This window comes from Pseudarthrobacter raffinosi (assembly GCF_023913735.1).
Lineage (GTDB): Bacteria > Actinomycetota > Actinomycetes > Actinomycetales > Micrococcaceae > Arthrobacter > Arthrobacter raffinosi.
Genome location: NZ_JAMXBH010000030.1, coordinates 18372 through 31592 on the forward strand (window position 1 = coordinate 18372; position 13221 = coordinate 31592).

At 66.1% G+C, this 13221-nt stretch carries 16 protein-coding genes; 11 read left to right on the forward strand and 5 right to left on the reverse strand.

Going from position 1 to position 13221, the window contains the following annotated elements; genetic code table 11:
• Window positions 1-45: 45 nt before the first annotated feature.
• The 4 genes from NG698_RS20360 to NG698_RS21865 form a co-directional block, all read right to left on the reverse strand.
• Entirely contained in the window at window positions 46-1512 is a 1467-nt protein-coding gene (locus NG698_RS20360; RefSeq protein ID WP_252612004.1) for a multicopper oxidase family protein, read from the reverse strand.
• A complete protein-coding gene (locus tag NG698_RS20365) occupies window positions 1513-1785 on the reverse strand; it encodes an SHOCT domain-containing protein (RefSeq protein WP_252603889.1) in 273 nt (90 codons plus the stop codon).
• Window positions 1786-2103: 318 nt separating this feature from the next.
• A complete protein-coding gene (locus tag NG698_RS21860) occupies window positions 2104-2367 on the reverse strand; it encodes a beta propeller repeat protein (RefSeq protein ID WP_308293059.1) in 264 nt (87 codons plus the stop codon).
• 22 nt (window positions 2368-2389) lie between these two features.
• Window positions 2390-2848 (reverse strand): beta propeller repeat protein, encoded by a 459-nt coding sequence (locus NG698_RS21865; RefSeq protein WP_308293060.1) that lies wholly within the window; start codon window positions 2846-2848, stop codon window positions 2390-2392.
• 223 nt (window positions 2849-3071) lie between these two features.
• On the opposite strand from NG698_RS21865, the gene NG698_RS20375 reads away from it, so the two are divergent.
• Window positions 3072-4340: an IS110 family RNA-guided transposase gene (locus NG698_RS20375; protein WP_374210106.1), complete on the forward strand. Its 1269-nt coding sequence runs from the start codon at window positions 3072-3074 to the stop codon at window positions 4338-4340.
• 144 nt (window positions 4341-4484) lie between these two features.
• Here the strand turns inward: NG698_RS20375 and NG698_RS20380 are convergent, their stop codons facing one another.
• A complete protein-coding gene (locus NG698_RS20380; RefSeq protein WP_252603811.1) occupies window positions 4485-4829 on the reverse strand; it encodes a heavy-metal-associated domain-containing protein in 345 nt (114 codons plus the stop codon).
• A 221-nt stretch (window positions 4830-5050) separates the two neighbouring features.
• Here NG698_RS20380 and NG698_RS20385 point away from each other — a divergent pair, with 221 nt between their 5' ends.
• The 10 genes from NG698_RS20385 (at window position 5051) to NG698_RS20430 (ending at window position 12778) form a co-directional block, all read left to right on the forward strand.
• A complete protein-coding gene (locus NG698_RS20385) occupies window positions 5051-5368 on the forward strand; it encodes a DUF2933 domain-containing protein (RefSeq protein WP_252612008.1) in 318 nt (105 codons plus the stop codon).
• On the forward strand, window positions 5358-6029 hold the full coding sequence (locus tag NG698_RS20390) for a methyltransferase family protein (protein ID WP_252612010.1): 672 nt from the start codon (window positions 5358-5360) through the stop codon (window positions 6027-6029). Before NG698_RS20385 ends, NG698_RS20390 begins: the two co-directional genes overlap by 11 nt.
• A 195-nt stretch (window positions 6030-6224) precedes the next feature.
• Entirely contained in the window at window positions 6225-6926 is a 702-nt protein-coding gene (locus NG698_RS20395; protein ID WP_252612012.1) for an ABC transporter permease, read from the forward strand.
• Window positions 6923-7180: an FtsX-like permease family protein gene (locus NG698_RS20400; RefSeq protein ID WP_252612014.1), complete on the forward strand. Its 258-nt coding sequence runs from the start codon at window positions 6923-6925 to the stop codon at window positions 7178-7180. The genes NG698_RS20395 and NG698_RS20400 overlap by 4 nt, the downstream gene beginning before the upstream one ends.
• Entirely contained in the window at window positions 7177-7677 is a 501-nt protein-coding gene (locus tag NG698_RS20405; protein ID WP_252603796.1) for an ABC transporter ATP-binding protein, read from the forward strand. The genes NG698_RS20400 and NG698_RS20405 overlap by 4 nt, the downstream gene beginning before the upstream one ends.
• Window positions 7678-7948: 271 nt before the next feature.
• Window positions 7949-8200, forward strand: a complete 252-nt coding sequence (locus NG698_RS20410; protein WP_252612016.1) for a hypothetical protein — start codon at window positions 7949-7951, stop codon at window positions 8198-8200.
• Window positions 8201-8431: 231 nt separating this feature from the next.
• Entirely contained in the window at window positions 8432-8692 is a 261-nt protein-coding gene (locus NG698_RS20415) for an SHOCT domain-containing protein (RefSeq protein WP_252603790.1), read from the forward strand.
• A gap of 277 nt (window positions 8693-8969) precedes the next feature.
• Window positions 8970-11528: a heavy metal translocating P-type ATPase gene (locus NG698_RS20420; protein ID WP_252612018.1), complete on the forward strand. Its 2559-nt coding sequence runs from the start codon at window positions 8970-8972 to the stop codon at window positions 11526-11528.
• Window positions 11529-11539: 11 nt separating this feature from the next.
• Entirely contained in the window at window positions 11540-11968 is a 429-nt protein-coding gene (locus NG698_RS20425; protein WP_252603780.1) for a hypothetical protein, read from the forward strand.
• A gap of 57 nt (window positions 11969-12025) precedes the next feature.
• Complete coding sequence (locus tag NG698_RS20430) at window positions 12026-12778, forward strand: phenylacetate--CoA ligase family protein (protein ID WP_252612020.1); 753 nt, start codon at window positions 12026-12028, stop codon at window positions 12776-12778.
• Window positions 12779-13221 lie beyond the last annotated feature (443 nt).

Here is a 13221-nt window from a genome sequence, read left to right on the forward strand (position 1 = left end):
TGTTGCCCACAGGGGATACACCCACTCTTCCCAGCCCACGTTGTCTCACCGTACGTCGATGACGCCCATCATGCCGAGGTCTTCGTGGTCCAGGATGTGGCAGTGGTAGACGGAGCATCCGCGGAAGTCCTTGAAAGCCACCCTGATCTTTACCCGACCGTTTGCAGGTACGTTCACCACGTCCTGCCAGACGGCGGTATCCAATCCTTGGCCGTTTTCCTCGATGATCTGCATCGGCCAGACGTGCAGGTGGAACGGGTGGTCCACGGGACTGGTGTTGGTCAGTGTCCATTCCTCGACGCTTCCGGCCGCGACCGTAGTATCTGTTCTGGCCTCGTTGAATTCCCTGCCGTTGATGGTGAAACGCATCATGCCGGCGCCCCCGCCCATGCCCATGCCGGCTGCCAGGATCACCTGCCGGCGTGCCGAGACGGTAGATGACCTCAGGTCTCCCAGGCCCCGATAGGCGGGCACGGCCGTCAGGGGTGCGGCCGGTTCGCCTGACACGCGGAGAGTGGCCAGCGCGGCGCCGTCCGGCTGGTCTGCAGGGTTCCGTGCACTGTATCCCGGTCCCATCATGCCCGGCATGCTTCCCCGGTTCTGGTAGAACGCACGCAGCACGGAATCGCCGGTCGTCGTGGTCACGAGGAGGTCTGCCCGGTTTCCGGGCGTCAGCAGCAGTTCATCCACTGTCTCCGGTTTCGGGAAGCGGCAGAAGTCCATGCCGAGGAGTTGCAGCTGCTGTCCGTCGAGCCGCAGCCGGAGGTAGCGGGCCACGCACGCGTTGATGATGCGCCATCTCTCCCGTTGCCCGGGGCGGGCGCTGAATTGCGGGTCGCTCTGGCCGTTGACCAGAATCAGTTGACCCTCCCTGCCCATCATCCGTTCCATCGCCGGGACTGCAGCGACGTTCCCCGTACCGTCTATGGTGGTGTCGGAAACGACCAGCACCCGCTCCGCGCTCGTCTCGACGGGCTCCGGGTCCTCCACGATGATCGCTCCGAAGAGGCCGCCGAAGATCTGGTCGGCGACCATGCCGTGATGGTGGGGGTGGTACCAGTACGTGCCAGGGGGATGATCATCGGGAAGGTTGTATTCATAGTCGAAGCTGCTGCCGGGTTCCACTGAGACGAAGACATTATCCCCGTTGCCCTCGGGGGAAACATGGAGGCCGTGCACATGCAGGTTGGTGGCCTGGACCAGATTGTTGACGAGCTTGATCTTCAGGACGTCGCCGGCTCGTACGCGAAGTGTTGGGCCGGGGACGGACCCGTTATAACCAAAAGCGGTGGCCTGCCGTCCGGCAAGCAGGATCTGCCCTGGTGCAGCTTCGAGCCGGACCTGAAGCTGCCCGTCAGCGCTCCGCTCCTCCTGCGGCTGGGTCAGCTCACCTCCGCTGACCGGCCCGGAAGGGGAGGTCAGTGTCCAGATCAGCCCGGCCCCGCCGGCAACCGTCCCCGCAGCTCCCAGTCCGCCCAGAAGAATCGCCTGGCGGCGGCTGATGGGCTGCAACTACCGGCCCTCGCCGAGAACCTTGAGCTGCTCGCGGTATTGGTCCGCGGTCAGCTCTCCTCTCGCAAAGCGTTCCTCGAGGATCTGGCGGGCCCTGCTCCCTCCCATGTGCGCCGGACCGGCGGTCCCATCCGGGCCATCCGGTCCGTAACGGCCGCGGATGCCTCCTCCGGCGACCCTCACCGCCAGCAGCACCAGGAGCGCGACCCCGATGAGCAGGAGAGGCACCCAGAGCCACATCCACCCCATGCCTTGTCCGTAACCCCACATCATGACCGGCGCCTTCCGCTTCCAAGAGTTGGTACTCCTATTCTCCCCGCGGCGCCGGCTGACAGGTAGAGTCCGAGGTCCCGGCCCGTAGGCCGGTTGTTCGACGCATCCGATGAGCATGGCGGTGATGCGGTGGGTCATCATGCAGCTCCTGTCACGGCGTGATTGGGCGGGCCGGCCTGCCCGGCCGTCATGCCCCCACCCTGGACCCGTGATACTCACGCCGTCAGCCACCTCCCTCCGGCCGGGACCGGGCCGGGTCTGCAAGCGAAGCATGCGCTTGGCCAGCACGATTAGAAGACCGGGAGGGAAGAACAGCGGTCAGGAGCCGTCGTCGGCGGGCAGGAACGTGAATCCGCCGTCGGTGGAGATGACAAGCCCACCGGCCGTGGCTGCCCAGATCGAGGGATTGACCTCGGGACCCTTCACCGTGGCCACAGCCTGGACTGCGTCCTGGATTCGGCCCTTTCGGGTCCAGGTCCCGCCGGCGTCCGCGGAGTAGTGGACTGTCCCGTCGGGTTCGACTCCGACGGCCTCGCCGGGGCTGGCGAAGGCGGCGAACTGGACCACCGGTCCGGAGTTCACCGTGTTCCAGGTTTTACCGCCGTCAGTCGAGCGGCGGATCCCTTGCGGGGTAGTGGCCAGGACAGTCGCCGGTCGGGCTTCCGGCGAGGGCGGCGGGGACGAAATCCGCGGCCACGGTGTTCCAGGTTTTCCCGTCCGGGCTGGTGCTCAGTGTACCGTCAAATCCGACGATTCCGGATTTGGTGGCGGTGAGTGCGTGGAAGTCGGATTCACCTTGCCGGGAGAGCTGTTCCCAGGTTTTCCCGGCGTCGGTGGACCTGATCAGCTCAAGCGGATTCGGGAGGTCGGAACCAGAGCCGGGGTGTCCGGAAGCGTAGAGGACGCCGTGGGCGGTGCCGCCGGTGAAGCCCATCAGGTCGTTGGTGGCGCCGATTTTGGCGGCGGGCTGTTTCGTGATGTCGAACAGGCCGTCGTGGGTGGCCAGGAGCACCTGGCCGGTTTTGCTGCTGACGCTCAGGCCGTGGATGTGGGCGTCAGGCATGGGGCTGCCGGTACTGCTGGCCGGGGCGGGTCCCCGTTACCTTTTTAGTAGCCCGTAACGAGTAAGAATTGGGGTTGTTGGCCTGTCGGTCCCGGCATGATTAAGTCCCCCAGTCATCAATGATCCGGGGGGTGTTGTCACCGGGACTCGATAGGCGCCAGGGGATCGCTAATGGGGACCGGACCAGCGCAATGAAACACCGTGCAGGTCAGCCGTAACGTGGATGCCGAGCCTTGCCGCCGCAGGACATGCCAACACAGATTTGACGGACACAAATTCTGGGAGGTTTGCGTTGATCAAAGACCATGAACTCGTCGACATCTTCATCGGTGTTGATGTCGGCAAGAGCAATCACCACGCGGTCGCCATCGACCGCCAGGGCAAGAAGATCCTCGACCGGGCGCTGCCCCAGGACGAGGCAAAACTGCAAGCCATCATCCGCTCCGTCGCCGACAAGGGACGGGTCCTGTTGGTCGTCGACCAGCCCTCCGCCATCGGCGCCCTGCCCGTCGCCGTGGCCCAGGCGGAAGGCATCATGGTCGGCTACCTGCCGGGGCTCGCGATGCGGCGCATCGCGGACCTGCACCCCGGCGAGGCCAAAACGGACGCCCGAGACGCGGCAATAATTGCCGAAGCCGCCCGGTCCCTGCCGCACACCCTACGCTCCATCGTGGTCGCCGACGAGCAGGCCGCGGAGCTGTCGATGCTATGCGGTTTTGATGACGATCTAGCCAAACAGGCCACGGCCACCTCAAGCCGGATCCGCGGGCTCCTGACCCAAGTCCACCCCGCCCTGGAACGAGTCATTGGCAAGCACCTGGACCACCCGGCCATGGCCGAACTGCTGATCAAATACCCCACGCCCGCGACGCTGCGCAAGGCCGGCCAAAACCGGGTCTCCACGCTCCTGTCCCGCCATGCTCCGCGGGCCGGGAAAGGCTGGGCGGCGGACGTCTTCACCGCCTTGAATGAGCAGAGCGTCGTGGTCGCCGGCACTGGCGCGGCAGGCATCGTCCTGCCCCAGCTGGCGGCGATGCTCAAACAGCTGCGCACCGCCCGGGAGGAGATCCTCACCCAGGTCGAAGCGCTTGTGGAGGCCCACCCTCTTCACACCGTCCTGACCTCCATGCCGGCGGTCGGAGTCAGGACGGAAGCGCGCATCCTCACCGAGGTTGCGGGCAAGGAATTCAAGACCGCCGGACACCTCGCCTCCTACGCCGGACTGGCCCCCGTGACCTGGCGGTCGGGAACCTCGATCCGCGGCGACCACCCGTCCAAGAAGGGCAACAAGAGCCTCAAACGGGCCTTCTTCCTCTCCTCATTCGCGGCGTTGAAGGACCCGCTGTCACGGGCGTACTACGACCGGAAGCGCGCCGAGGGCAGACGGCACAACCAGGCCCTCATCGCCCTCGCCCGGCGCCGCTGCGACGTCCTCTTCGCGATGCTCCGCGACGGCACGCTCTACGACGCGCCGAGCCCCACGACAGCCTGAGAGGCCAGAGGCCATCAGCCGGCGGACAAACCCCGCCGGCCGTTGGTTGCTGCCCAAAAACGATCCGCCACCATTTCGAAGGAAACCCCGGCCCAATGCTTGACAAAAAACATAGGGACACGTTATCGCTGGATGGTGGTGAGGCTACTTCGCGCCGGCCAGGGCATAGCCGGAGGACCGGATTGCCTCAGCCAGGGCATCCGGGGCGGCAGTGCCAGTGACAATCAGCCGGGACGTGCCGCCCGGGACGAGATCGACGGTTGCGGTCTGGACCCCTGATACGCCGGACACAGCCTTCTCAACGGTCTGGACACAGTGTCCGCAGGTCAGCCCTTCCAAAGCGTACTGCGCGCCGGAAGCCTGGACCTCCGGCTTGACTGTCGCCGAAGCCCCGGCCTGGGTGTCCGCGGCGGGGGAGCAGCAGCTGCAGCCGTGCTGTGCAGCGGAGGCAAGGGGGAGCGGGGTCCGTGATTCGGTGGGTCCACACATGTCAGTTTTCCTTCGGAGCAGGGATGCAAAGGGTTCGTTGGGGATGAACGGCTGTAACGGCCGGGGCCTGGACAAACCACGTCACTGACAACACCCATAGGATACCCCATAGGGGTATATTTCGCAACGATTCCGCAGCAGGGGGCCGAACCGTCCGCCTCAGGTGGGCTGCGGGCCGTTAGGCCCTTGCCGGCGGGTCCCGGCGGGTCAACACTCAAGGTATGAGCAGTGTTCCTGATCCTCGTCTACCTGAAGCGCCGCGCCCGTTTCCGTCCCGGGGCCCGTTCGGGCCGTGGACGCAGGGCCTGCTCACCGTTCTCATCGCCGCAGCGGCGATATACCTCATCACCAACCACTGGCTCCATGTCCTGGACGGGCTGCCCTATCTGGGTGTGGTGCTTGTGATGAGCTTATGTATGTTCGGGCATGGAGGCCACGGCGGACACGGTAGCTCCACCCATCAGGGGCATGGGGGACAGGAGGGCCCGGGTGGGCCTGCCCGCCCCCGGCCCGGGGGAGGTGCCGGCAATGTCCACTGATTACGGGTATGACCTGTGGTGGCTAGTGATCATCAATTCGGCCGTGTTCATTATTTTCGCGTTCAGTTTCGTCCGGCCCAGGACGCAACTGGACTGGCGGGCGCTGGGCGGTTTTTCGGCGTTCATCGTGGCGCTGTTCACTGAGATGTATGGTTTCCCGCTGACGATCTACCTGCTCTCGGGATGGCTGGGGAACCGGATACCGGGCGTGGACCTCCTGAACCACAACTCGGGTCATTTGTGGCAGGACCTTATCGGCTGGCAAGGGGACCCGCACCTGAGCCCGCTGCACCTTCTGAGCAACGTGCTGATCGCGGCAGGGTTCATCCTGCTTTACCGGTCCTGGCAGATCCTTTTCGCGGCACAGCGGACCCAGCGTCTGGCGGTCACGGGACCCTATGGCAGGGTGCGGCATCCGCAGTACGTGGGGTTCCTGACCATCATGGCCGGATTCCTGCTGCAGTGGCCTACGCTGCTGACCCTGCTGATGTTCCCGGTCCTGGTCATCGTCTATCTGCGCCTGGCCGGGAAGGAGGAACGCCTGATGGACGCCGAGTTCGGTGAAGCCTACGCCGCCTACCGCCGGCAGGTTCCCGGATTCGTCCCCCGCTTCGGACGCCGCCCCGCGGGCGCCGGTCAGAAGCTGCAGAAGGGCCCGTGATGTACCGGCAGCCGGGCGCGGACGGGGAGGCCGGGTTACCGCCATGCTGTTCCTGGCGGTAAAGAACCTGGTCCAGGAAAAGACCCTCCTGCTGATCAGCGTCGGCGGGGTCGCGTTCAGCGTGCTGCTGATCATGAGCATCCAAGGCCTGTATCAGGGGGCTGGAGCAACAAGATCGGTGAATACATCCGCACCGTGCCGGCGGATTACTGGATCACCCAGACAGGCGCGACGGACATGTTCCACACCCCCGCAGTACTGCCCCTGACCGTTCGGGACTTCCTGACCGGCGTTCCGGGGGTCGCCAGCCCCAAGCCCTTCAGCGGCCGCCGCGTCGCGTTCACGCACAACGGCAAGGACATCAACCTCTACGTCATTGACGACGACACGGAGAACAACGTCGGAGCCCCCGCGCGGGTGGTCGAAGGCAAAGCCGTCCCCGACAAGGGCGAGATCATCATCGACCGGGTCGTCGCACGCAGCGAGAACATCAGGGTCGGGGACATCATCCCCGTCGCCGGGAGGACGCTGAAAGTCGCCGGCTATTCCGAGGGCGGATACATCCTCAGCTTCTCCTTCGCGTTCGCCACCAAGGAAGACGCCGAAGGCATCCTCCAGCTGCCCGGCGCCACGAACTTCTTCCACGTCACGGTCAAGGACGGCACCGCCGCAGGCGAGGTCGCATCCCGGATCGAAGCGGACCCTGCTGTGGATGCCATCACCCAGGACAGGTTCGTGGAAAACAACACGAACATCGTCCGGGACACCTTCCTGCCCATCATCCTGGTCCTGCTGTTCATCGGGATCGCCGTGGGCATGACGGTCATCGACCTGACCATCTTCACCTCCACCATCGAAAAAGCCCGCGAATACGGCGTCCTGAAGGCCATCGGGTGAGCAACCGCCAGCTCTACACCGTCGTGGTGGAGCAGGCGATCACCGCAGCCGTGCTCGGTTACCTCGTCGGGGCGGCCCTGGCCCTTGTCGTCAGCGCCGCCGCGGGAAACTACGTTCCGGAATTCATCACCGAAATCCGCTGGTTCGATGCGGCCTGGATTTTCGCCGTCACCCTGGCCATGGCCGTGGTGTCCTCGCTGCTGCCGGTCCGCCGGTTGGCCCGCATCGACCTGGCGGAAGTGTTCCGCGCATGAGCGTCGTCTCCGTCGAGGACGTGTCCAAGACCTTCGGCGCCGGGCACACCGCCGTGACCGCCGTGGACCCCGTATCCCTCAGCGTGGACGCTGGGGACATTGTCCTCGTGATGGGACCGTCGGGATCGGGAAAAACAACCCTGCTGTCCATGATCGGCACCCTCATGTCCCCCACGACGGGCAGGATCCTCATCTCTGGGCAGGACACCTCCACCCTTGAACCGGCACAACTGTCCAGGCTGCGGCTGCGCGAATTCGGCTTCGTGTTCCAGACCTTTAACTTGCTTTCGGCACTGACCGCGGAGGAAAACGTCATGATGCCCCTGCTCACGGCCCGAGTGCCCCGGAAAGAGGCCCGGGCTAAAGCCCGGACGTCACTGGAGCAACTTCAGCTCGGGCACCGGCTGCGGAACCTGCCCCGGGACCTTTCCGGCGGGGAAAACAACGCGTCGCCATCGCGCAGACCGGAAAAATCCACGAATTCCCCGTCGTCCTGATCGGAACCGAGCACTGGTCCGGGCTCATGGATTCATCGCCCCGGACGACATCCATCTGCTGCGCTGCACCGATGACATCGACGAAGCGGTCGAGCTGATCCAGCACTGCCACCTGCGCCAGCTCGCGCTCTGATCCGGAGGGCGGACGATGAGCGGCCCGGGCGGCGTACAGGTGCGGGGAGCCCGCGGACCGGGACTATGCTCTGGATCGTGGCGGGTGGGGCTTGTGTTTTCCGGCCATCAGGCTTGGCCTCCAGGATGCACCGGTCCTGTGGTTCGCGGCCCTGAGGGCACTGATCGCGGCTGCGGCGCTGTTGCTGACATGGAACTCGTCGCTGCCAGCGCCTGGCATTTCCTGATCGGCGGGGCGCTGCTGGCCGGGATGGCCGCCATCCGGGGGCCGACGCTGGCGATCAACCGGACCGGGCAGTTCCTGACGGTCCCGCTGTTCCTGTCGCTGGCGGGAACGGCGGCGTTCCTGGCCTGGTTCAGGGAAGCCACGCGCCCCGCCTGGATCTCCTGACTGCCTGGACCTGCTCGTGCCCGTCATCGGCGTCGGGGTCTCGCTGTTCCTTCCCGGGGAACGGCCGCCGCCTGGGGCAGCGGCCGTCATCGTCCTGGCCCTGGCTTGTGCTCCGCGGATCCCGCCGGACCGGCGAGGGCAAGAGGACTAAAGACTCTGACGCGGGAAGCCGATCGGGACGAGAGTGAACCCCAGGGCACCGGTGGGCCCGGGTGCAGGGAGGAAGCAGAGATGATGTATTGGGACGGGAACATGGGCGTCTGGGGGTACATCCTGATGGGCGTGAGCTTTGTGCTGTTCTGGGGCGCCGTCATCACCGCCATCATCCTCTTCGCCCGCTCCATGGGAGCGGGCAGCCGCAGGTACGAGGAAAGCGGACAAGGTGCGGGCGTCGCGGAGAATCTGCTCGCGGAACGGTTTGCCCGCGGTGAAATCGACGAGAGCGAGTACACCGCCCGGCTCACTGCGCTGCGCCGCGGCCGCGGAGCATGAGCGGCCCCATATCCGCCAGATCCGGCCGGAACCTTTGACTGCCCGATGGGTATACGTTGGGTGTAACCGGAAACGACGTCCCGGGCGAAAGCCCTTACGCAGTGAAGGTCCGATGACCGGGTGGCGAAACCGCTGTCCTCCCTGGATACGCCTGCGGAAGGACGCAGCATGGGCTGCCCACACCGAACCGCCTCACCCGCCTGCCACAGCCAGGATCCGCACTGTCTTTCGGCCGGGCGGTTCGTCCTGCGGGAGCAGGATTGACGGAGGAGACGCAATGACATCAAAGCTGCAACGCACCGTCGTGGAGGTCCGAGGCCTGCACTGGGCCACCTCCAAGGCGGTGGTGGAACGCGTGCTGCGTGCGCGGCCCGGTGTCGCCGCCGTCGACGCGAACCCGGTCGCCCAGACCGCGACCGTGAGCTTTGACCCGTCCGTGACCACGGTGGAGCAGATCTCCGGCTGGATACGGGACTGCGGATACCACTGCCGGGGCGAATCGGTCCCAGACCACGTCTGCTACCCGATGGACGAAACCGCGCGCACTGCCGGGACGAAACATGGCACAGCCACAAAGACCGGCGCCGGCCACCCGCTGTCCGCACACGTCCACCCCGCCGGGACTGTACATCCGACGGAGCATGAACACCAGGCCATGCACCCGGGTCACGCACCCGAAGCGGCGGAACAGCACACCGGGCATGCTCATCCGTCAGCGGACAGCCATGCCGGCCACGGCGCGGTCCAGCACGCTGAGATGGCCCGGACACCGCAAGACATGATGGGCCACGGCGGACACGACGGTGGAATGTCCATGGATGACATGGTCAGGGACATGCGAAACAGGTTCCTGGTCGCCGCGGTCCTGTCCATCGGCGTGACCCTGTGGTCTCCGATGGGCCGGGACATGTTCGGTTTCACCGCCCCGACGCCGTTCGGGCTCCGTGACGACGTCATGGCCCTGATCCTGTCCCTGCCGGTCATGTTCTACTCCGCGTGGATTTTCTTCGACGGCGCCTACCGGGCGTTGAAGGCCCGCACGCTGGACATGATGGTCCTGGTCGCGATCGCCGTGGGCACCGGCTGGCTTTACAGCGTCTGGGTCACCTTCACCGGCGGCGGCGAGGTGTTCTACGAAGCGGCCACCGTCCTTGCCTCCTTCGTACTGCTGGGCCACTGGTTCGAAATGCGCGCACGGGGCGGGGCGAACGAGGCCATCCGCACGCTGCTCGAGCTTGCCCCGCCGGCCGCAGTCGTCATCCGCGACGGCGAAACTGTCGAGATCCTCACCTCCGAAGTCCAGACCGGGGACCTGCTGCTGATCCGGCCAGGGTCCAAAATCCCCGTTGACGGGGAAGTCGAGGACGGCCAGTCGGAGGTCGATGAGTCGATGGTCACGGGGGAAAGTCTTCCGGTGACCAAGACCATCGGCTCGGAAGTGATCGGCGCGTCCATCAACACCACCGGCACGATGCGGGTCCGGGCCACCAGGGTCGGGGCCGACACCGCGCTGGCGCAGATCGTGGCGCTCGTCCAGGAAGCCCAGAACTCCAAGGCACCGGGCCAGCGGCTGGCCGACAGGGCCGCGTTCTGGCTGGTCCTGGTCGCCCTGATCGGTGGGACCGTCACTTTCGTAGCCTGGCTCGCCCTCGGGGCGGGAGTTCAGGCGGCTCTGCTGTTCGCCATCACCGTTGTCGTGATCACGTGCCCTGACGCGTTGGGCCTTGCCACACCGACGGCCATCATGGTTGGCACCGGGCTCGGCGCCAAACGCGGCGTCCTGTTCAAGAACGCCACCGCCCTGGAAGTCTCCGCCCGGATCGACACCGTCGTGATGGACAAGACCGGCACCCTGACCAAAGGCGAACCGGAAGTGACCGACGTCGTTGTCGAAGGAATCAGCGAAAGCGAACTCCTGGCCCTGGTCGCCGCCGTCGAGCAGGAATCCGAACACCCCCTCGCCGCGGCCGTGGTCCGCCACGCGCAGGAGCGCGGCGCACCCGTCCTTGCGGCTTCGGATTTCCTCAACGTTCCCGGTCACGGGGCCGGCGCTACCGTGGACGGGCACCGGGTGCTGGTCGGCAACCGCAGACTTATGGCCAACGAAGGAATCGATCTGGGCCCGCTGGCCGCGGTGCGCGATGAACTTGCCGACACCGGACGGACCGCAGTGCTCGTCGCCGTCGACGGCAAGGCCGCGGCGGTGATCGCTTTGGCGGATGCCGCGAGGGAAACCGCGGCCGCGGCAGTCGCGGCCCTGCACGAGGCCGGGATCGAGGTCGTCATGCTCACCGGGGACAACGAAGCCACCGCCAAGAGGATCGCCGGGCAGCTGGGCATCGACACGGTCATTGCCGAAGTGCTCCCCGGAGACAAATCAGTGAAGATCGCGGAGTTGCAGCAGCGGGGGAGGGTCGCCATGGTCGGCGACGGGGTCAACGACGCCCCGGCCCTGGCGCAGGCGGACCTTGGCATCGCGATCGGTGCCGGCACGGATGTGGCTATCGAAACGGCCGACGTCGTGCTCATGCGCTCGGATCCGCTGGACGTGCCGATTGCCCTGCGGATCGGCAAGGGCACCCTGCGGAAAATGCGGCAGAACCTGGGCTGGGCCCTGGGGTACAACGCGATAGCGCTGCCGATCGCGGCAGGGGTCTTCGCGTTCGCGGGGATCGTCCTCAGTCCGGAGATCGCGGCCTTGTCGATGTCCGGTTCCAGCTTCCTGGTCGCCGTCAACGCACTGCTGCTCAAGAGGCTGCGGCTGCCTCGGCCGGAGACGCCGGAGGCCAGCACCGCGCGTGCTGCCCGGCCGCTGGCCCCGGCCGGGAACCGCTAGGCAACCCGGTCATGGACATCCGCCTGATCGCCCGTGTGTTGTTCCTGCGGGCCGCGTGGCGGAGAAGGGACCACTGGGACGCCGCCCGGATCACCGCCCACCAGGAACACGCCCTGCAGGAATTGCGCCGCGCAACCTACGCCGGATCGGAGTTCTACCGGCGTCATCACGCCGGGCTGCACGACGCTCCTCTGGAGCAGCTGCCGTCCGTGACGAAAGCGGACCTGATGGAGAACTTCGACGAGGCCGTCACCACACCGGACCTGAGGCTGGCGGACCTGGAAAACCACCTGCGGAGCCTGACGCAGAGCGGTGGAGACCCGGGCCTGCCATGGAAGGGCCGATGGTGGGCTGCCGCCACGGCCGGAACCACCGGCCGGCGCGGAACCTTCATCTGGAACCGCACCGAATGGGCGACCGTCCTGGCCTCCTACGCCTGAGCGAACGACTGGGCCGGGATCTCAGCCGGGCTGACCCGGCCACTAAAAATGGCGCTGGTGAGCTCCCGGGTGCCCACACACCAATCCGCCGTCGTCGGAGCATCGCTGCGCTCTAAGCTCGTACCCACCCTCCGCCTGGACGTCACCGCTCCCATAGAGGAGACGGTCGCCGCGCTGAACCAGTTCCAGCCCAGGGTCCTCGTCGGCTACGCCTCAGCACTCAAACCCCTGGCCGCAGAGCAGCGTGCGGGCCGCTTGCGCATCTCGCCGCAGGGCGTGATGTCCGCCTCCGAAGTGCTCAGCCCGCCGACCGCCTTGGAACTGGAGGCGGCATGGGGAAGTGGACCCTTCGATGTTTACGCCGCCACCGAAACTGCCGGGATCGCCTCCCCCTGCAACTACCGGAACCGGCATGTCTACGAAGACCTGCTGATCATCGAACCCGTAGACCAGGCCGGCAACCCCGTGCGGGCCGGGACCACCGGGGCAAAGCTTCTCGTCACGGTCCTGTTCTCGCGAACCCTGCCGCTGATCCGCTACGAAATGTCCGACACCGTCAGACTGGGCGGACGAGGCTGCCCCTGCGGGCGCCCGTTCACCCTTCTCGAGGACATCGAAGGCAGGATCGAAGACGTCCTGCAACTGCCAGGGAAGGAAGGCGAGGTCAGCGTCCACCCATTCGTGTTCCACCATGCGCTGGACCAAGCCGCCCTTGCCGGCTGGCAGGTCATCCAGGAGCACTCCGGACTGCGGGTCCTCCTGGCGGGCCTCGCCCCGGAGCCTCCACCGAGGGAGTCCGCGCCGCAGTAGCCGGCGCGCTCACCACAGCCGGGGTCAGTCCCCTCCGAGTCGACGTGCAGCTGGTGGAACGTCTTCAACGGACAGTCCTGGGGAAAACACCGTTTGTGCGGAGGCTTGCCCCACCGAATTAGGAGCTCTTCCGGTCCGAGGCGGCGTCCGAAATCCTGCTGGGCAGCTAGGACGGTTTTCGGCGGTTCAGTTGCGTCATCAGTGCACGGTTTACGACGTGTGATTTTGGAGGTCAGCGTTGATGCCGTGATTCTCTGATGGGTGGTGGGGGCTTAAGACACTAGCCGTTCCGCGCCTCAGCGAGACACTGGGTGAGTGGCGTGATGAAAGGGGTAAGACTTGAAGGCGCATGAGGTCCTGGCGGGGGTTGATGGCTCCAGCACAGGCGGAGGGGCTGCGGACTGGGCTGCGCAGAGGGCGGACCGGCTAGGCCTCCGGCTGCA

Excerpts from the sequence above, each read along its gene's own strand:
- NG698_RS20420 (WP_252612018.1), top strand. The coding sequence starts at position 8,970 with ATGACATCAAAGCTGCAACGCACCGTCGTGGAGGTCCGAGGCCTGCAC.
- NG698_RS20385 (WP_252612008.1), top strand. The coding sequence starts at position 5,051 with ATGAGCAGTGTTCCTGATCCTCGTCTACCTGAAGCGCCGCGCCCGTTT.
- NG698_RS20380 (WP_252603811.1), bottom strand. The coding sequence starts at position 4,829 with ATGTGTGGACCCACCGAATCACGGACCCCGCTCCCCCTTGCCTCCGCT.
- NG698_RS20405 (WP_252603796.1), top strand. The coding sequence starts at position 7,177 with ATGAGCGTCGTCTCCGTCGAGGACGTGTCCAAGACCTTCGGCGCCGGG.
- NG698_RS20390 (WP_252612010.1), top strand. The coding sequence starts at position 5,358 with ATGTCCACTGATTACGGGTATGACCTGTGGTGGCTAGTGATCATCAAT.
- NG698_RS20365 (WP_252603889.1), bottom strand. The coding sequence starts at position 1,785 with ATGATGTGGGGTTACGGACAAGGCATGGGGTGGATGTGGCTCTGGGTG.
- NG698_RS21865 (WP_308293060.1), bottom strand. The coding sequence starts at position 2,848 with ATGCCTGACGCCCACATCCACGGCCTGAGCGTCAGCAGCAAAACCGGC.
- NG698_RS20375 (WP_374210106.1), top strand. The coding sequence starts at position 3,072 with ATGCCGAGCCTTGCCGCCGCAGGACATGCCAACACAGATTTGACGGAC.
- NG698_RS20415 (WP_252603790.1), top strand. The coding sequence starts at position 8,432 with ATGATGTATTGGGACGGGAACATGGGCGTCTGGGGGTACATCCTGATG.
- NG698_RS20425 (WP_252603780.1), top strand. The coding sequence starts at position 11,540 with ATGGACATCCGCCTGATCGCCCGTGTGTTGTTCCTGCGGGCCGCGTGG.